Source organism: Opitutia bacterium (genome assembly GCA_016217545.1).
In the GTDB taxonomy this organism is placed as follows: domain Bacteria; phylum Verrucomicrobiota; class Verrucomicrobiia; order Opitutales; family Opitutaceae; genus Didemnitutus.
Genome location: JACRHT010000011.1, coordinates 26,960 through 42,965 on the forward strand (window position 1 = coordinate 26,960; position 16,006 = coordinate 42,965).

At 68.1% G+C, this 16,006-nt stretch carries 17 protein-coding genes; 9 read left to right on the forward strand and 8 right to left on the reverse strand.

Going from position 1 to position 16,006, the window contains the following annotated elements; genetic code table 11:
* The first annotated feature begins 85 nt into the window (after window positions 1-85).
* Window positions 86-589, forward strand: a complete 504-nt coding sequence (locus tag HZA32_05855) for a DUF1203 domain-containing protein (protein ID MBI5423592.1) — start codon at window positions 86-88, stop codon at window positions 587-589.
* Between the two features lie 24 nt (window positions 590-613).
* Here HZA32_05855 and HZA32_05860 read toward each other — a convergent pair whose 3' ends face one another.
* Window positions 614-832 carry a hypothetical protein gene (locus tag HZA32_05860; protein MBI5423593.1) on the reverse strand — a complete coding sequence of 73 codons (219 nt, stop codon included), beginning with the start codon at window positions 830-832 and terminating at the stop codon, window positions 614-616.
* Between the two features lie 162 nt (window positions 833-994).
* On the opposite strand from HZA32_05860, the gene HZA32_05865 reads away from it, so the two are divergent.
* Both HZA32_05865 and HZA32_05870 read left to right on the forward strand, forming a co-directional pair.
* On the forward strand, window positions 995-2,350 hold the full coding sequence (locus tag HZA32_05865; protein ID MBI5423594.1) for a DUF3300 domain-containing protein: 1,356 nt from the start codon (window positions 995-997) through the stop codon (window positions 2,348-2,350).
* Window positions 2,351-2,391: 41 nt separating this feature from the next.
* Entirely contained in the window at window positions 2,392-2,856 is a 465-nt protein-coding gene (locus HZA32_05870; GenBank protein ID MBI5423595.1) for a nuclear transport factor 2 family protein, read from the forward strand.
* Window positions 2,857-2,994: 138 nt separating this feature from the next.
* On the opposite strand, the gene HZA32_05875 is transcribed toward HZA32_05870, so the two are convergent.
* The 5 genes from HZA32_05875 to HZA32_05895 form a co-directional block, all read right to left on the reverse strand.
* A complete protein-coding gene (locus HZA32_05875) occupies window positions 2,995-4,122 on the reverse strand; it encodes a histidinol-phosphate aminotransferase family protein (GenBank protein MBI5423596.1) in 1,128 nt (375 codons plus the stop codon).
* 54 nt (window positions 4,123-4,176) lie between these two features.
* Complete coding sequence (locus HZA32_05880; protein MBI5423597.1) at window positions 4,177-5,034, reverse strand: hypothetical protein; 858 nt, start codon at window positions 5,032-5,034, stop codon at window positions 4,177-4,179.
* 219 nt (window positions 5,035-5,253) lie between these two features.
* On the reverse strand, window positions 5,254-5,772 hold the full coding sequence (locus HZA32_05885; GenBank protein MBI5423598.1) for a GNAT family N-acetyltransferase: 519 nt from the start codon (window positions 5,770-5,772) through the stop codon (window positions 5,254-5,256).
* 62 nt (window positions 5,773-5,834) lie between these two features.
* Window positions 5,835-6,062 (reverse strand): hypothetical protein, encoded by a 228-nt coding sequence (locus HZA32_05890; protein MBI5423599.1) that lies wholly within the window; start codon window positions 6,060-6,062, stop codon window positions 5,835-5,837.
* 97 nt (window positions 6,063-6,159) lie between these two features.
* A complete protein-coding gene (locus HZA32_05895; protein MBI5423600.1) occupies window positions 6,160-6,843 on the reverse strand; it encodes a hypothetical protein in 684 nt (227 codons plus the stop codon).
* A 117-nt stretch (window positions 6,844-6,960) separates the two neighbouring features.
* Between HZA32_05895 and HZA32_05900 the strand changes: the two genes are divergently transcribed.
* Both HZA32_05900 and HZA32_05905 read left to right on the forward strand, forming a co-directional pair.
* Window positions 6,961-7,125: a hypothetical protein gene (locus tag HZA32_05900; protein ID MBI5423601.1), complete on the forward strand. Its 165-nt coding sequence runs from the start codon at window positions 6,961-6,963 to the stop codon at window positions 7,123-7,125.
* Between the two features lie 93 nt (window positions 7,126-7,218).
* Window positions 7,219-8,115 carry an SGNH/GDSL hydrolase family protein gene (locus HZA32_05905; GenBank protein ID MBI5423602.1) on the forward strand — a complete coding sequence of 299 codons (897 nt, stop codon included), beginning with the start codon at window positions 7,219-7,221 and terminating at the stop codon, window positions 8,113-8,115.
* Between the two features lie 9 nt (window positions 8,116-8,124).
* Here the strand turns inward: HZA32_05905 and HZA32_05910 are convergent, their stop codons facing one another.
* On the reverse strand, window positions 8,125-8,550 hold the full coding sequence (locus HZA32_05910) for an OsmC family protein (GenBank protein MBI5423603.1): 426 nt from the start codon (window positions 8,548-8,550) through the stop codon (window positions 8,125-8,127).
* On the opposite strand from HZA32_05910, the gene HZA32_05915 reads away from it, so the two are divergent.
* On the forward strand, window positions 8,535-9,629 hold the full coding sequence (locus HZA32_05915; GenBank protein MBI5423604.1) for a murein L,D-transpeptidase: 1,095 nt from the start codon (window positions 8,535-8,537) through the stop codon (window positions 9,627-9,629). The genes HZA32_05910 and HZA32_05915 overlap by 16 nt on opposite strands.
* Window positions 9,630-9,636: 7 nt before the next feature.
* Here HZA32_05915 and HZA32_05920 read toward each other — a convergent pair whose 3' ends face one another.
* Window positions 9,637-10,902, reverse strand: a complete 1,266-nt coding sequence (locus tag HZA32_05920; protein MBI5423605.1) for a cystathionine gamma-synthase family protein — start codon at window positions 10,900-10,902, stop codon at window positions 9,637-9,639.
* A 203-nt stretch (window positions 10,903-11,105) separates the two neighbouring features.
* On the opposite strand from HZA32_05920, the gene HZA32_05925 reads away from it, so the two are divergent.
* From HZA32_05925 to HZA32_05935, 3 genes are all read left to right on the forward strand, one after another.
* Window positions 11,106-13,508: a DEAD/DEAH box helicase gene (locus HZA32_05925; protein ID MBI5423606.1), complete on the forward strand. Its 2,403-nt coding sequence runs from the start codon at window positions 11,106-11,108 to the stop codon at window positions 13,506-13,508.
* Window positions 13,509-13,570: 62 nt separating this feature from the next.
* Complete coding sequence (locus HZA32_05930) at window positions 13,571-14,458, forward strand: DUF1684 domain-containing protein (GenBank protein ID MBI5423607.1); 888 nt, start codon at window positions 13,571-13,573, stop codon at window positions 14,456-14,458.
* An 82-nt stretch (window positions 14,459-14,540) separates the two neighbouring features.
* On the forward strand, window positions 14,541-15,851 hold the full coding sequence (locus tag HZA32_05935) for a TCR/Tet family MFS transporter (protein MBI5423608.1): 1,311 nt from the start codon (window positions 14,541-14,543) through the stop codon (window positions 15,849-15,851).
* Window positions 15,852-16,006 lie beyond the last annotated feature (155 nt).

Sequence of the window (16,006 nt, forward strand, 5' to 3'; positions counted from 1 at the left end):
GCCAGTCGCCGCTGATGGCGGGCGCGAATTCCTTGCCCGTTTTTCCGCGTCCGCCGGCGGCAAGTCACGCGGGCAACGTCGCGACATGTTCACGCTCTCCCCGCCCACCCTGCTATCCTTCGCGATCACGCCGATCTCCGCCGCGTTTGTCGAACGCGTGCGGGCCACGTTGCGCGACGATTTCGGCCGCACTGTTGCCGTGACGCTCGCCGCCGGCGGCGAGCCGATGCGGGACCAGCTCCGGCGCGCCTCGCCCGGCGAGCGACTCATCCTGTGCAGCTACCAAGCCATAGCGCTGCCGAGCCCGTTCGCCGAGATCGGGCCCGTCTACGTCAGCGCCGACGCGCCGGCGCCGGTGCCATTCCGCGGCGCGCTGCCGCCCGGCTATTTCAACCGCACCTTCGCGTTGCGCGCTTACGACCACCGCGACTGCATCGTCGAGTCCACGCTGGTCGAGCCAGCGGCCTCGCTGGACAAGTTCGCCGAATTTCTCGCGCGCGACGACGTGGCCTACCTGCACGCGCGCTTCGCGAGCCACGGGTGCTTCGCTGCCCGGATCGAGCGCGCCCCGAGCGGCGACACGCTCTAGGCTGCGCTTGGCGCTGCGCGACATTCAGTCCTCTTTGCGGGCGAACACCCAGATCCAAGTCGCCAGGATCGCGATCATCAGCGTCGGCACCACCACCCAAGCCGGCCGGATCGGCACGTGCCATCGATCGATCGCCCAACAGACGGTCGCGCATTTCGCCAGAATGAGCAGCCACGCCGCCGCAAGAAACCAGCGCATGCGCAGCGGATAACGATGTTCGTCCACGTGGTAGGAGAGGTTCATGGGACCAATCCTACTCCCGCCCGATTGCGCCTGCTCCGCACGGGTTGCTGCGCCCGCCGACCACGATGAAGCCGGGAACTACTCCCGAAACAGCGATCTCGCGCAGTTTTTTCAAATAAACCAACATGGGCGCACGTCAGATCAGGAACCACCCGGCCTACCATGAAAACACCCCTGCTAGTGGCCACCTGCATCCTCGCCCTCATCGGCACGAATCGCGCCATCGCCGAGGACGCGACGATTCTCCTCCCGTCCGATCAGATCGAAACCCTCGTCGCGCCCATCGCGCTCTATCCCGATCCGCTCGTCGCGTTGATCCTGCCGGCGTCGACCCACCCGTCCGACGTCGTCCTCGCCGCCCGCTATCTCGCCGGCGGCGGTTCACCCGAGACCGTCCTCGACCAACCGTGGGACGAAACCGTCAAGGCGCTCACGCGTTACCGCGAAGTCGTCGAATACCTCGACCGCAACCTCGAGTGGACCCGCCGTCTCGGTGACTGCTTCGCCGCACAGCCCGACGACGTGATGGACGCCATCCAATCGCTCCGCGCCCGCGCGCGCAGCCAAGGCCTGCTCGCCGACAACGCCCAACAACAAGTCATCATCGAATCCGACGAGATCTCCATCGTCCCGACGAACCCCACCATCATCTACATCCCGCGCTACGACCCCGTCGTGCTCTGCGGACCGATCGTCACGACCTACTACGCGAGCAGCTGGCTCTCCTTCGGCGTCGCCTACAGCGTCGGCCCTTGGCTGAGCTACGACTGCGATTGGCGCTCCCGCTACGTGCGCGTGAATCACCGCCCGGCCAGCTGGTATTACCAACCCGACTGGCGCCGCCGGCGCGAGTCCGTCACTTGGACGCGCTGGACTCCGCCGCCCCGCCACGAGCGCCGCTGGAACCGCGACGGCGATTCCCCGCGCGACAACGACCGCCGCTGGATCGGCGCCGGCCAGACCGTTTGGAACAAGCCCTCCGAAGCGCCGCGCCGCGACTCGCCCGGCCGCAATCGCGACCACCCGCGCGACCCGCGCCCGCCCACCGAGCGCCACCGCCCCGAGGCCGGCACGGAAGTCGCCACCGCCCCGAGCGTCGTCGCCAACGCTCCCGACGTCCCGACCGCACCGGTTGTCTCCTCGCAGGCTCCGGGCCGCAGCTTTCAACCGACTCCCGATCGCAACCGCGAGCCGCGCCGCTTTCCGCGCCCCGACGGTGATTCGCCGCGCCACGATCGCGGCCCGCGCCCCGAGCCGCGTCCCCTCGGCGTCACGGGACCGATGACGAATCCGACCCCGATGACCTCCTCGCCGGTCGGCGCCCCCGTGCAACCACCCGCACCGATGACATCGTCTCCCGTCGGCCCGCCCGTCCAACCGCCGGCACCGATGACGCGCAGCTACGCACCGGCGAATCCGCCCGTCCGCACCGAACGCAACGACCGTCCCGACCGCGGCGATCGCGACGCCCGCAGCGGACGCTGGGACCGCAACAACGACCGCGAACAGCCACGCTGAGCCGCGCTTGCCCCCGCCACCGCCGCGCGTAAGGTCCGGCCATGCTCCGAATCCTGCTGCGCCGCCTCGCCGGTCTCGCCCTCGGTTTTTCGCTGCTCCTCCCGCTCGCTCGCGCGACCGAGGCCCCCGCACCTGACGCCACCAAGCGCGAGATCACGGCGCTGCTGAGTGAATTCCTCTCGCGCGTCGACGATCCTGCGATGCACGCGCGCTTCTGGGCGGACGACCTGATCTACACCAGCGGCAAAGGCGAGGTGAAGACGAAGGCCGAAATCGTCGCCGGCGTCGCCGCCGCCGCCAAATCCTCCACCGCCGCCACGCCGCGCACGAGCTACGGCGCGGAGGAAGTCCGCGTGCGCCCCTACGGCGAGTTCGCCGCGCTCAATTTCCGACTGCTCGTGAAAAACCCCGACGGCACGCAGTGGTATTCGCGCAACAGCGGCGCTTTCCTGTGGCGCAACGGCCAATGGCAGGTCGTCACGTGGCAGGCCACGCGCGAACCGTGAGAGTCGGAGGACGGAATACGGAGAACTAAGGACAGAAGACCGCCGATATACACCGCGCCGCCATGGCGCTCGTCATCAGCTTTCCGTCCTCCGTTCTCAGTTCTCCGTCCTCAGTCCTTCGTTCTCAGTCCTCCGCCATCAGCCTAGCACGCGCCGCAGCGCGCGGTGGCATTTCTCCATCTCCTCGGGTAACCCGATGCTGATGCGCGCCCACTCGAGCAACGGTGGGAATGGCCGGCCCACCTCCACGCCTTCGAGGCGCATCTTCGCGATGAAATCCTGCACCGGCATGCCGGTGCGGAAGAACACGAAATTCCCGTGCGGCACCGCGTGCGTCCGTCCGAGCGCGGTGACCTCGGCAATGAGCGCGTCGCGACCGGCCTTGATCTTCGCCCGCGTGGCCTCGACGTAGGCGGCGTCCTTGAGCGACGCGATCGCGGCCGCGATGGTGACGATGCTGAGGCTGCCGGTCATGCGCGCCTTCAGCGACGTCGCCAGTTTCTCCGACATCACCGCGTAACCGAGCCGCATGCCGGCCAAGCCGAAGATCTTCGAAAACGTTCGCGCCACGACCACGTTGTGCCCCTCGACCGCGAGCGGCGCGCAGGTGCGGCCGGCGAAATCGTCGCTCAGCTCGAGATACGCCTCGTCGATGAACACCGTGGTCCGTTTCGACTGCTCGCGCACGAATGCCTTGAGTTCCGCCGCGTCGCAGACGGTGCCGGTCGGGTTGTTCGGGTTGACGATGTAGATGCACTTCGTCCGCTCGGTCACGGCCGCGGCCATCGCGGGCAGGTCGTGCTCGAAGCGCGCGTTCAACGGCACCCGCACGGCGCGTCCGCCCACGCGATCGGCCGCGAGCACCAGCTGCATGTAGCTCGGGTCGGCCGCGACGATTTCGCCGTGGTCGAATCCGAAATGAAATCCCGCCACGTCGAGGATCTCGCCGGAACCGGCGCCCATCACGATCTGTTCCGGCCGGCAGCCCTCGCGGCGCGCGATGAGTTCCAGCAGCTCGCGCTCCTCGGCGTCGGCATAACGGAAGGCCTGCTCGTTCGCCGCGTGCGTCATCGCCGCCTTGGCGGACGCGGCCGGGCCGAACGGGTTCTCGTTGTAGTTGAGCCGGACGAGTCCGGGCGCCACGACGAAGCGGCGCGGAGCCGCGGGAGTTTGGGCGAGGAGCGACGAACGCGAGGCAAGAGCCGTCGCGGCGAGGGTGGCGCCAGCGGCTTTGAGCCACTGGCGGCGGTTGAGGAGCGTGGTCATCGTGGCGGGGGTAAAGGCGTGGCGCCGCGCGACTCGCCCTGCCGCGCGACGGAATCAGTGCGGACTGACCGGCGGCAGCGGCTGGCCCTTCATCTGTTCGTTCGCGCAATCGGCGCAGATGCCATGCGTGAAACGGATGCGGTCGCGCTTCTCGAAAAATTCCTCCACTTGCTGCCAGTAGCCGTCGTCGTCGCGCACCTTCTTGCACCAGGCGCAGATCGGCAGCAAGCCGGAGAGCGTCTCGACCTCGGCGCGCGCGCTCGACAGCTCTTCGTGCCGCTGTTGCAGCACCGCGATGAGCAGCGCCACGAAGAGCGCCACCATGAAGAAACTCACCTCAAGATCGCCGATAATCTGGAGCGCATCCGCGACCTGCGACCAGCCGCCCGCGGCGGAGAGCAAGGCGAGCGTCATGCGCGCGATGTGAAATGCGGCGTGAAGCAGGAACGCGTTCGCCGGTGCCACGAGCGAACGCCAGTAAACCGCCGGCCCCTGGCGCAGGATGAAAAAGCCCGCCAGCGAGAGCGACGCCCAGATGGCGCCGTTGGTGAACATGCGCCACGGCGTCTTCTGCCCGAGCCAGATGAAATAGATCAACGCCGCCGCGTGGAGCACCAGCACGCCGCCGAGCAATCCCCACGGACGCGCGCGCCGCGCCGTGGCGCTGGCCCCGAGCACGAGAGCGGTTTGCCCGATCGTCACCATGAGTGTCGGCACGAACCGCGCGAAAACCTCCGAGGACTGCGGCCGGGCCGCGAAGCACACGTCCGCGGCGACCATCGTCCAAGCCGCGATCGTCCACGCTCTCATCGCTTCGGTGCGGCTGTGAACCAGCCAGTAGTGGGTCATCAATCCCGACAGAATCACTCCAATGACGATGTTCGTCAGATAAATCGTTGATTCTTGATCCATGGCCCGGGGATGAGGGTCAGCTTGCAGCCGTTCGGAGACTTGGAAAGCGGTTTTATTGTGAACTTTTGCGCCCATCAGCCGTCTGCCGGGAGGCGAGAACCAGTCCGGCTTGCCCCTGCGCGCATCCGTTTGGGAGGCCGCCAAGCCGGCGACAAGATCATGAACCTCGCGGCCGCGAAATCCTCCGGTAAAAACGGGGCCGGCCGACGGCCACCGCCATCACCGCTCCGGGCCGAGTTCGCGCGCGAAATACTGCAACGGATCGCGCGCCGGATCCGTCACGATGAGCCGCTCGAACCTCAGTCCCAGTTTTTCCAGGACGCGGATCGACGCGTGGTTCTCGGGCATCACGACCGCGCCGATGCGCCGCAATCCGTGTTGCTCCCGCGCTTCGCCCAAGACGGCGCCGCTCGCCTCGGTGGCATAGCCCTGGCCCGCGTGTTCCGAGAGGAACGCGAAGCCGATCTCGACATCCGGGGTGGTGTCACGGCGGAGCAGGCCGCACATGCCAACGGGCGTCCCGTCGCTGCGCCGCGACACGTGATAGAGCCCGAAGCCGTTCTTCGCGTAACCCATCGAAGTCAGTCGCTCGATGTAGACGAGGGCATCGGTCTCCGTGCGCACACCGCGATCGCCGATGAACCGCAGCCAGTCCGGCGAGGTCAGCAACGACACGACGAACGCGGCGTCGGCAGGTTCAAAACGGCGAAGGCTCAGGCGCGGGGTCTCGAGGGCCATCGCCCCACGGTCTGCGCCCGCGGCTCCGTGCCAAGCCAGAATCCCGCCAACACGTCCGCTCCTCACTCCTCGATCTCGCCGCGCAGGCCGCGCGGAAACTTCGCGCGGTGCTCCGCCTCCAACTGGCGGCGCGTCGCCGCCATGTTGTCGACGAGGTTCGGATAACGCCGGCCCGCGGCCCGCGCGCGGGCTCGCGCCCACTCGATGCTTTCAGCGGACAGCTTCACCTTCGCCGCCGGCGCCGCCGACGAGCGTTTCTTCTCCCAAGGGGGCGTGCGGTGTGCGGGCATGCGGCGCAACGTGCCCCGCCCCGCCGCGCGCGCAAGTCCGGTTTCGCCCCGACGAACGGCGCCCGCCGCGAGGAGACGGTTCGGAGCGCCGCACCGGTTATTTGCCGCGCAACAACGCGCGCGTCAGCACCACGTGTCCGAACAGCGCGCCGCCCACGCACACCGGCCCGATCAGCGCATACGGCAGATGAAACGCCAGCAGCAGCGTCGGCTGTTGCCCCCAGCCGAACGGCAGCGGCGACGACAGCACTGCGACGCGGCCCACGTTAATCAACAACGCCCAGCCGACCAAATTCACACCCCACGCTACGCCGCGTCGCCGCGCGACGAACGGCGCCGCCAGCAACGCAACCGCGCCCGTCACCACATCCCAGTTCTGCCCGGTCCACGTCATCGTCGCCGGGATCGTCCCCTGCCCCGCCCACGTATGCAGCACCAGTTCCAACGGCAGACGAAATCCCTGGAACGCCACCAACGCCGCCAACGGCACCGCGTCCGCCATGCGCCGCCCGAGCGGCGAGAATCCGGCGCCCACCGATACCGCCAGCACGCCGCCAAAGAAAAACGGCAGCCCGTGCAACGGCAGTTCCCACATCCGCCCGCTCGCCACCGCGGCCGCCATCAGCCCGATCCACGCGCCGGCCCCGAAGACAACCACGAGAAACCTGCCGCGCTCGGCGGCATACGCGCGGCGTGCCGCGACGAGAAACGCGCAGACCACGGCCAACAAAATGCCGATGAAAACCATCACCGAGCCGGGGCTCGCAGGCGTGAAGTTCATGCGCGTCACTCCAGCCTCCCGTTTCCGCCGCCGCAAACCCCAAGCCGTTGCCTCCGCCTAGCCGGAAGGAGGAGCCCGCGGCTTGCCGCGGCCGCGCGGGTCTCCCAATTTACCCGCGTGAAACGTCCCACAGCCGAGGAGCGCCAGCGCATGTGCACCCGCAAGCGTCGCTATCGCACGCAGGCGGACGCGCTCGACGCGGCCTTGCTCGCGGGCGTGGAACGCCGGCGGAGCGCCTACCGGTGTCCGCTCTGTGGCTTCTGGCACCTGACCTCTTCCTGAACCGGCGCGGAAACCGAGCGACCCGACCGCGCGAATTTGCGGTTCGTCGGATCACGCTTCCGCTTCCGGCCGCTTCGTCCGCTGCTCGCCGCGATGTCGCCGCGATTCGCCGCCGCCATTTGTCTCCTCGTCACTGCAACCAGCGGCGCATCCGCCGGCGCCGCGACGTTGCGCGTGCTCTTCCTCGGCAACAGCCTGACCGACGGCAACGACGTGCCCGGCATTGTGCAGGCTCTCGCCGCACTGCACGATGTCACGCTCGTCGCCGACACGAGCGCGCCGGGCGGCTTCGCGCTCGAGGATCATTGGAACACCGGCCGCGCCGCGCTGGTGCGCGACGGCCGCTACGACCTCGTCGTGCTCCAGCAAGGCCCATCCACGTTGCCGGAAAGCCAGGCCAACCTCCGCCAATGGACGCAGACGTGGACGACCTACGCTCGTTCGCAGGCGACGGAAGCGGCCCTCTTCATGGTCTGGCCCTTCGTCAACCAAACCGACGGCTTCGAGTTGGTCTCGTTGTCGTATCGCAACGCCGCCACCGCCGCAGGCATCGAAGTCTTTCCGGCCGGCGAGGCGTGGAGCGAAGCGCTCTCCTCGCGCCCGCGTCCTGCGCTCTACAGCGACGACCTGCACGCGACACCCGAGGGTTCGCTGCTCGCGGCGATGGTGATCGGTCGGCGCCTCTTCGCCCTCGATCCGGCGCGCGTGCCGACCCTGCTATCCACCCGCAGCGGCCCGCTGCGCGTCAGCACCGAGACGTTGAACCTGTTCCGCTCGATCGTCGCGGCGATGACTCCCACTCAATTCGATCCCACCTTGCGGCCGGCACCCCCGCCGGTCGCCAACACCGCGGCTTTGCCCGCGCCGACCGGCAACATCCCGGGCGGCAGCTCGGGCACGAATCGCGGAGGCGGCGGCAGCCCGGCCGTCGCCGCCACGCTCGCGCTCGCCTTGCTCCTGCTATCGCGCCGCCACCTCGCCCGGCGCTGACCCGCGTCGTCAGACGAGCGTCGCGTCGAGCGAGATTTCGGCGTTCAACACGCGCGAGATCGGGCAATTGGCCTTCGCCTTCGCCGCGACCTCCTGGAATTTCTCCGGCGCGATTCCGGGGACCTGCGCCTTCAAAGTCAGCCGCGACGCCGTGATCGTCCAACCCTTCGGCGGGACGTTGTCGAAGTTCACCTCCGCGCTCGCGTCGAGCTGCGTCGGCGTGAAGCCGGCCTCGCCCAACGCGGCCGACAGCGCCATCGCAAAACAGCCGGCGTGCGCCGCCGCGATCAGTTCCTCGGGATTCGTGCCGGCGCCGGAAGCGAAGCGCGAGCCGAACGAATACTCCGTGTTCTTCAACGCCCCGCCCGGGGCGGACAGCGTGCCTTTGCCTTCCTTGAGGGAACCTTGCCAGATGGCGGATGCGGAACGTTTCATCCGGCGGACCGTCGCCACATTTCACCGTTTCGCAAGCTGCCGCCCGCTTGCCAGCCCCGGCGCCGCGCCTCAACCTCCGCGCCGTGCGGGTAATCCTCTCAACGCTCCGTCCCTCCCTCGCCGCGCTGCTTCTCGCCAGCGCGGCCGCGCTCCCCCTGTCTGCCCAGGATCAACCGGCCGCGCAGGAATCGACCGCCGAGGAAACCGCCGCCGCCTTCGAGCCGCGCCCGCCGGCGAATTTGCTCGAAGCCCAAATCGAGCTGCATCGCCGCGGCTTCTCGTGCGGCTCGATCGATGGCGTGCGCGGCACGCAAACCGCCGGAGCGTTGCGCGCGTTCCAGCGCAGCCAGCAACTCAAGGAAACCGGCGAACTTGACCAGCTCACGCGCGAGGCGCTGCAATTGACCGAAGAGCCGCTCGGCGAACACACGCTCACCGCCGAGGAGCTCTCCTCGCTGCATCCGGTGCCCGACACCTGGGTCGGCAAGTCCGAGATGGAACGCCTCGGCTACGCCACCGCGCTCGAACTCGTCGCCGAGCGCCACCGCTCCAACCCGAAGCTGATCCGCCAGCTCAACCCCGACGTGAACTGGGATGAGCTCATGGCCGGCGCCGTGCTCAAGGTGCCGAACATCGGCACCGTCCTCCTCGAAGGCCACGCTGCCCTCCTCCACGTGCGTCTCGCCGAACGCGAACTCGAGGTGACCGACCCCGACGGGAAGCTCATCGCGCACTTTCCCGTCTCGATCGCGAAGATGGTGGAGAAGCGCCCCGTCGGACAGCTCACGATCAAGGTCATCATCCCCGATCCGAACTACACGTTCGACCCCGCGGTCTTCCCTGAGTCGGCGGAAGCGCAGACGCTCGACCACAAATTGATCCTCTCGCCCGGTCCCAACAATCCCGTCGGCGTCGCGTGGATCGGACTCGATCGCCCCGGCTACGGCATCCACGGGACGCCGGAGCCGGAAAAAGTCGGCCGCACCGAATCGCACGGCTGCTTCCGCCTCGCGAATTGGGACGCGCGCACGCTGCTCGCGCTGGTCGAAGTCGGTCTGCCGGTGATCGTCGAGCCCTGACCGGCGCTCACATCTGGTCGAGCGCCTGTCCGAGATCCCAGATCAGGTCGTCGGCATTTTCGATGCCGATGGAGATGCGCACCAAGTCGTCGGACACGCCGCTCGCCTTCTTCGCCTCGGGCGTGAGACCGGAGTGCGTCATCGCCGCCGGATGCTGCGCCAGCGACTCGGTGGAGCCGAGCGAGACCGCGAGCTTGATGACCTTCAGCGCGTCGAGGAATCGGAACGCCTCCGCCTCGCCGCCCTTCACGAAGAGCGAGATCAGCGAACCGGGGCCGGTCTGCTGTTTCCGGTAGATCGCGTATTCCGGATCGCTCGACTTGAGCAAACCGAGGAAACCCACGGCACGCACTTTCGGATGCGCGACGAGAAACTCCGCGCACTTCTGCGCGTTGGCGGCCGCCGCCTCGGCGCGGATCTTGAGCGTTTCGAGCGAGCGCGTGAGCAGCCACGCGGTGTGCGGATTCGGCATGCCGCCGAGGCTGTTGCGCAGACCCGCCGTGGCCTTGAGCAGCGCGAAATCATTGGCGAGCACCACGCCGCCAACGACGTCCGAGTGGCCGCCGATGTATTTCGTCGCCGAGTAGAGCACGACGTCCGCGCCGAACTTCGCCGGCTGGCAAAACACCGGACCCGCCACCGTGTTGTCGACGATGATGAGCACGCTACGCCCGTCGGCCGTGCGGTGCGTGGCCGACGCCTCGCGCATCGCGGCGAGATCGGTGAGCTTGTTGTTCGGATTGGCCGGCGTCTCGACGAAGATCGAGCGCGTCTTCGGCCCGAGCAGCGCCTTCGCCTCGTCCACGGCGGTGATGCCCGCGTGGATGAAATGCGACTTGATGCCGAACTTCGTCAGGAACCCGCGCATGAACGTCTCCGTGCCGCCGTAGAGCGGCGCGCACACGATCATCTCGTCGCCCGGATTGTGCGTCGCGAGCAACGCCGTGGCGATCGCCGCCATGCCGCTCGAGAAACTCAGCGCGCCGCGCATGCCTTCCCACATCGCCATGCGATCCTCGAAGATCTCGAGGTTGGGATTGTTGAAACGCGAGTAGATCAGCCCCGCCTGGTGCTTGCCCGTCGGCGCACCGCCCTCGCCGCGCATCCACGCGAAGAACTTCTTGCCGTCCTCCGACTTCTTGAACGCGAACGTCGACGTGAGGAACACCGGCGGCTTCACCGCGCCTTCACTCAGGAACGGATCGAAACCGAGGCTGAGCGCGAGAGTTTCGGGATGCAGACGGGCGGATTCTTCAGGGGTCAGCTTGGACATGCCGCGATGCCATATGACACGGCAACGCGACGCAAGAACGTCCTTCGTTTACCCGCCCAGAGCGAAACTTCCTTCCCCGCCGCCCTGATCGGCGGGCCGCAACCGCACCATCGGCCGTCACTGCGGTATGACATGCCTGCGAATCGGGACGTGCGCCGAATCGCGCTTCCCACGCCGCGGGCAATTTGGTCCATTGCCCGCCCATGCTCCGCCTTCTCCTGCCGCCGAATCTCCCCAGCGCCGCTCCACGCGACGCGATCCCGGTGCGGCTGGAACTCGACCTGAAGGCGGAGCCGCCGTCGGCATTCGTTCCCGCGCTGGCGATTCTCCAGCGCATCGGCGTCACACCCCAACCGGTCTCGTTCGTTCAACTGACCCGCGCGCAGCTCCGCGAACTCGTCAACGCGCTCATCGGCGAGAAAGTCTTCTTCCGCCTCGACCGCCCGAACGACCCGCTGGCGTGGAACGGCCTCGCGCTGCCCGGGGTGAGCGAGCACCTCTCCGAAAAACCCGCCGCGCCCGCGCCGCCACCACCGCCACCGCCCAAGCCGAAAGTCCGCCCTCCGGACTCCACCGAAAAGAAGCCGCTCGCGCCGATGACAGTCGACGGCTCGGAGCACTACCTCGCCATCACCCTGCCCGCGCGCGAATCGGTCCTCCACGCGCCCGCCCTCGAGTTTCTCCAAACCAACCGCTTCGTGCTCGATCCGCTCACGCGCAAATGGTGGCTCCGTGACCGGCACAAAGTCCTCAACCTCCTCGCCACGCACGGCGCCGAGCTGCGCGAGCGCTTCCAGGCCGAGTTCACGCCCAACTACGAGCGCAACACCGCCCACCTGAAAACCGCCGCCATCGCGGCCGAAATCACGGAAGCCGGCGAAGCCTACGACGTCGCTCTCGGCCTCAAGGCCGGCGCCGCCCCCGAAGCCCAGATCCGCGCCGCCGTCTCGACCGGTCGCGGCTACATCGAGGACAACGGCAACATCTACCTCGTCGACCGCGCCCGACTCGCACAACTCGAGCAGGCCCATCGCGCCCTCGCCCAGGAACCCGCCGCCTCGCCCCTCGGCAAGCGCCGCATCCCAAGGGCGCGCGTCGCGGAAGTCTCCGACCTCCTCGAGAAAATCGCCCCGGGCTTTGCCGCGCCCGAAACCTGGCGTGCGCGCAGCGGCGCGTTGCACAATCTCTCGACGCTCGCGCCGGCCCCGATCCCGTCGTGGTTCGCCGCCACGCTGCGTCCCTATCAACAACTCGGCGTCGCCTGGCTCTGGCATCTCTACCGGCAGCAACTCGGCGGCATCCTCGCCGACGAGATGGGCCTCGGCAAAACCCCGCAGGCACTCGCCTTGCTCTCCGCCGCAACCGCGTCGCGCGCCGGTGCCGCGCGTCCGCACCTCGTCGTCGTTCCCGCCTCGTTGATGGAAAACTGGCGCCGCGAAGCCGCGCGCTTCGCGCCGCAACTCCGCACCTTCGTGCACCACGGCACACAACGCCTCGCGGAAAAGGACTTCGCCGCGTTCGACCTCATCCTCACCTCCTACGGCACGCTCGCGCGCGACACGGCGCTGTTCGAGAGCGTCGACTTCGACCTCGTGCTCGCCGACGAGGCGCAGCACCTGAAGAACCGCCGCACGCAGGCCGCGCAATCGCTCCGCGCGCTGCACGGCCGCGGCCGCTTCCTGCTCACCGGCACGCCGCTCGAAAACTCGCTCGACGATCTCCGCTCGCTCTTCGAGTTCCTCATGCCCGGCTTCGTGCCGAAACTGCCGCCCGGCCTGAAACGCGACGAGCGCGCCTTCCACGACGAGCGCCTGCGCGCGCAAACCGCCCCCTACATCCTGCGCCGCACGAAAGCCGCCGTCGCGCCCGAGCTCCCGCCGAAGATCGAGCAAGTCATCTGGTGCGAACCGAGCTCCGCGCAATCGCAGCTCTACCGCCGCCTGCAGGAGGACAGCGAACGCGAGCTCATCGATCTCGCCGCCTCCGGCGCCTCCGAAAACCGCCTGCGCCTCGCCACGCTCACGCAGCTGCTGCGCCTCCGCCAGATCTGCTGCGACCCGCGGCTCGTGCAACCGGCGTTCGGCGCGGACGACTCCGCGAAACTCGACGCGTTCCGCGAACTGCTCGCGGAGTCCATCGACGAAGGCCACCGCATGCTGGTCTTCTCGCAATTCACCTCGCTGCTCGCCCTGCTGCGCGCCGAGCTCGAGGCGCAAGGCGTCGCGCATTGCTACCTCGACGGCTCGATGAGCGCGAAGGCGCGCCAGGCGGAGGTCGACCGGTTTCAGTCGAGCGACGACGTCCCCGTTTTCCTCATCTCGCTCAAAGCCGGCGGCACCGGTCTCAACCTCACCGCGGCCGACGTCGTGGTGCACTACGACCCGTGGTGGAACCCCGCCGCCGAGGCTCAGGCCACCGACCGCACGCACCGCATTGGCCAGACCAAGGTCGTGACGAGCTACCGCCTGATCTGCGCCGGCACGGTCGAGGAGAAAGTCATGGCGTTGCAGGACGCGAAGCGCGCGCTGCTCGCCGACGTGTTCGAGGCGAGCGACGCGGCCGCCGCCCGCCTCAACCTCGCCGACCTGCGCGACCTGCTGAAGTAGTCGCGCGGCGCGCGGGATTTCCCGATTGAGCCAGCGGCGGCGCTCGGCAAATCATGGCCGTAATGCGTCTGCCTTTCACCGTCCTTCTCGTGCCCTTGATTCTCGGCGCCGCGCCGCTGCGCGCCGATTACCCGCAGGAGATCGCGCAATGGCGCCGCGAACGCGTGGAGCGACTCACCGCGCCGGACAGCTGGCTGTCGTTGATCGGCCTGCATTGGCTGCAGGTCGGCGACAACTCCGTCGGCTCCGCCGAGGACAACACCGTGCGCCTCACCGCCGGTGCGCCCTATCTCGGCGTCGTGCGACTCGCCGCCGACGGACGCGCCACGTTCCTCGCCGCACCCGCGTCGCGCACGGAAGTCGACGGCGTCGCTGCTGGCACGCACCCCATCGAGCTGCGTTACGGCGCGGCGAAGCCCTCGCTGGTCTCGGCGGACAGCCTCAGCTTCTTCGTGATCAAACGCGGCGAAAAGGTCGGGCTCCGCGTGCGCGACAGCGCGAGCGAGCGCCGCACGGGCTTCCTCGGCATCGACTATTTCGAGCTCGATCCGAGCTGGCGCATCGAGGCGCAATGGATCGCGTTCGAGCAGCCGCGGATGATTCCGATCACCAATGTGCTCGGCCAGACCTCGGCGATGCCGGTGCCCGGCAAAGCGGTGTTCACGCGCGATGGCAAAACCTACGAGCTGCTCCCGGTGCTCGAGGGCGCGGGCGAGCCGCTGTTCTTCATCATCGCCGACGAGACGAGTGGCACCGAAACGTATGCGGCCTCGCGTTTCCTCTACGCGGACGCGCCGAAGGACGGAAAAGTGGTCCTCGATTTCAACCGCGCGCAAAATCCACCGTGCGCGTTCACGCCGTTCGCCACCTGCCCGCTGCCACCGAAAGAAAACCGCCTGCCGATCCGCGTCACCGCCGGCGAAAAGGTTTATCGCGGCGAGCACCACTGATCCGCTCCGTTTGCCCGGGTTGCGCGTCGGTTGATCATTGCCCGCTTGCCGCCGGGCGGCCGCACCGTAGCTTCGCGCCCGCATGACCTCCACGTCCGCCCGCTCACCGGCGATCAGTTTCATCTTCATCACCATGGTCCTCGCGATCATGGGCATGGGGCTGCTCATTCCGGTGCTGCCGCAGCTCATCGTGAAGATGCAGGGCGGCAACGAGACCTCCGGCGCGCACGCCTACGGCGTCATCGTCGCGGTCTATGCGCTGATGCAGTTCATCGGCTCGCCGATTCTCGGCTCGCTCTCGGACCGATTCGGGCGGCGCCGCATCATCCTCATCGCCACCGCGGGCTCGGCGATCGACTACGTCATCATGGCCAACGCCCCGACGCTCTCATGGCTCTTCGTGGCGCGCGTCATCGCCGGCCTCACGGCGGGCATCATGGCCACAGCCAACGCCTACATCGTCGATGTGACGCCGCCGGAGAAACGCGCGGGCGCGTTCGGCATGCTGGGCGGCGCGTTCGGCATCGGTTTCATCATCGGGCCGCTGCTCGGCGGCGTGCTGGGCGACATCGATATCCGCCTGCCGTTCTGGGTCGCGGCGGGCTGCGCGGCGGCCAACTGGGTGTTCGGCTTCTTCGTGTTGCCGGAATCGCTGAAGCCGGAGAATCGCCGCGCCTTCTCCTGGGCGCGCGCCAATCCCGTCGGTGCCCTGCTTGCGCTCCGGCAGCTGCCGGCCGTGCTGGCGCTGGCGTGGAGCTATTTCCTGCTGATGCTTGCCCAGATGATGCTCTTCAGCACGTGGACGCTCTACACGCTCCACCGCTATGAATGGAGCATGCGCACGGTTGGGTTCTCGCTGATGTTCTCGGGGCTGCTGATGGGCATCGTGCAGGCGACGCTGGTGCGCAAGATCGTGCCCAAGCTGGGCGATACGCGCGCGGTCGTCGTGGGCTTCTGCATTTCGTGCTGCGTGCAACTTTGCTACGGCTTTGCCAGCCAGGGCTGGATGATCTTCGCGATCATTGTGGTTGGCTCGCTCGCAGGCATCTCGGGGCCGGCGCTGCAGTCCTACATCACCAAGCACGTCCCCGCGAACGAGCAGGGCGCCGTGCAAGGTGTGCTCGGCGGCCTGCAGAGCCTCGCCGGCATCCCCGCGCCGCTCGTCGCGACGTGGAGTTTTGGCTGGGCGATTTCGCAGGACGGCGCCGTGCATCTGCCCTGGATTTTCTCGCGCGCGGATGGGGTCGTCACGTGGCTCGCGAACCATTTTCTGCCGCGTCATCCGGGCATCGCCTTTTTCGAGGCCGCCGCGCTGGTGCTGTGCGCGCTGCTGCTCGCGATCCGCGCGTTCCGCAAGGACCACGAACCCATTCTTCACCCGGCGCACTCTTGAATCGCCGCTGCGGGCAAGGCCTAGCGCGCTTCAGCCAAGTTCTGCGCAGGCACGGCTCTTGACCGGGCGGCGAAGTTGCGCAACCTCTCTCTCGCGCCCGAGACGCTTACCGGGATCGTGCGAAAGAACGCGGCCCCGGCGGACCAAGCGCCCCG

Excerpts from the sequence above, each read along its gene's own strand:
- HZA32_05875 (MBI5423596.1), bottom strand. The coding sequence starts at position 4,122 with ATGACCACGCTCCTCAACCGCCGCCAGTGGCTCAAAGCCGCTGGCGCC.
- HZA32_05865 (MBI5423594.1), top strand. The coding sequence starts at position 995 with ATGAAAACACCCCTGCTAGTGGCCACCTGCATCCTCGCCCTCATCGGC.
- HZA32_05935 (MBI5423608.1), top strand. The coding sequence starts at position 14,541 with ATGACCTCCACGTCCGCCCGCTCACCGGCGATCAGTTTCATCTTCATC.
- HZA32_05930 (MBI5423607.1), top strand. The coding sequence starts at position 13,571 with ATGCGTCTGCCTTTCACCGTCCTTCTCGTGCCCTTGATTCTCGGCGCC.
- HZA32_05885 (MBI5423598.1), bottom strand. The coding sequence starts at position 5,772 with ATGGCCCTCGAGACCCCGCGCCTGAGCCTTCGCCGTTTTGAACCTGCC.
- HZA32_05915 (MBI5423604.1), top strand. The coding sequence starts at position 8,535 with ATGCGGAACGTTTCATCCGGCGGACCGTCGCCACATTTCACCGTTTCG.
- HZA32_05890 (MBI5423599.1), bottom strand. The coding sequence starts at position 6,062 with ATGCCCGCACACCGCACGCCCCCTTGGGAGAAGAAACGCTCGTCGGCG.
- HZA32_05920 (MBI5423605.1), bottom strand. The coding sequence starts at position 10,902 with ATGTCCAAGCTGACCCCTGAAGAATCCGCCCGTCTGCATCCCGAAACT.
- HZA32_05855 (MBI5423592.1), top strand. The coding sequence starts at position 86 with ATGTTCACGCTCTCCCCGCCCACCCTGCTATCCTTCGCGATCACGCCG.
- HZA32_05880 (MBI5423597.1), bottom strand. The coding sequence starts at position 5,034 with ATGGATCAAGAATCAACGATTTATCTGACGAACATCGTCATTGGAGTG.
- HZA32_05860 (MBI5423593.1), bottom strand. The coding sequence starts at position 832 with ATGAACCTCTCCTACCACGTGGACGAACATCGTTATCCGCTGCGCATG.
- HZA32_05895 (MBI5423600.1), bottom strand. The coding sequence starts at position 6,843 with ATGAACTTCACGCCTGCGAGCCCCGGCTCGGTGATGGTTTTCATCGGC.
- HZA32_05910 (MBI5423603.1), bottom strand. The coding sequence starts at position 8,550 with ATGAAACGTTCCGCATCCGCCATCTGGCAAGGTTCCCTCAAGGAAGGC.
- HZA32_05925 (MBI5423606.1), top strand. The coding sequence starts at position 11,106 with ATGCTCCGCCTTCTCCTGCCGCCGAATCTCCCCAGCGCCGCTCCACGC.
- HZA32_05870 (MBI5423595.1), top strand. The coding sequence starts at position 2,392 with ATGCTCCGAATCCTGCTGCGCCGCCTCGCCGGTCTCGCCCTCGGTTTT.
- HZA32_05905 (MBI5423602.1), top strand. The coding sequence starts at position 7,219 with ATGTCGCCGCGATTCGCCGCCGCCATTTGTCTCCTCGTCACTGCAACC.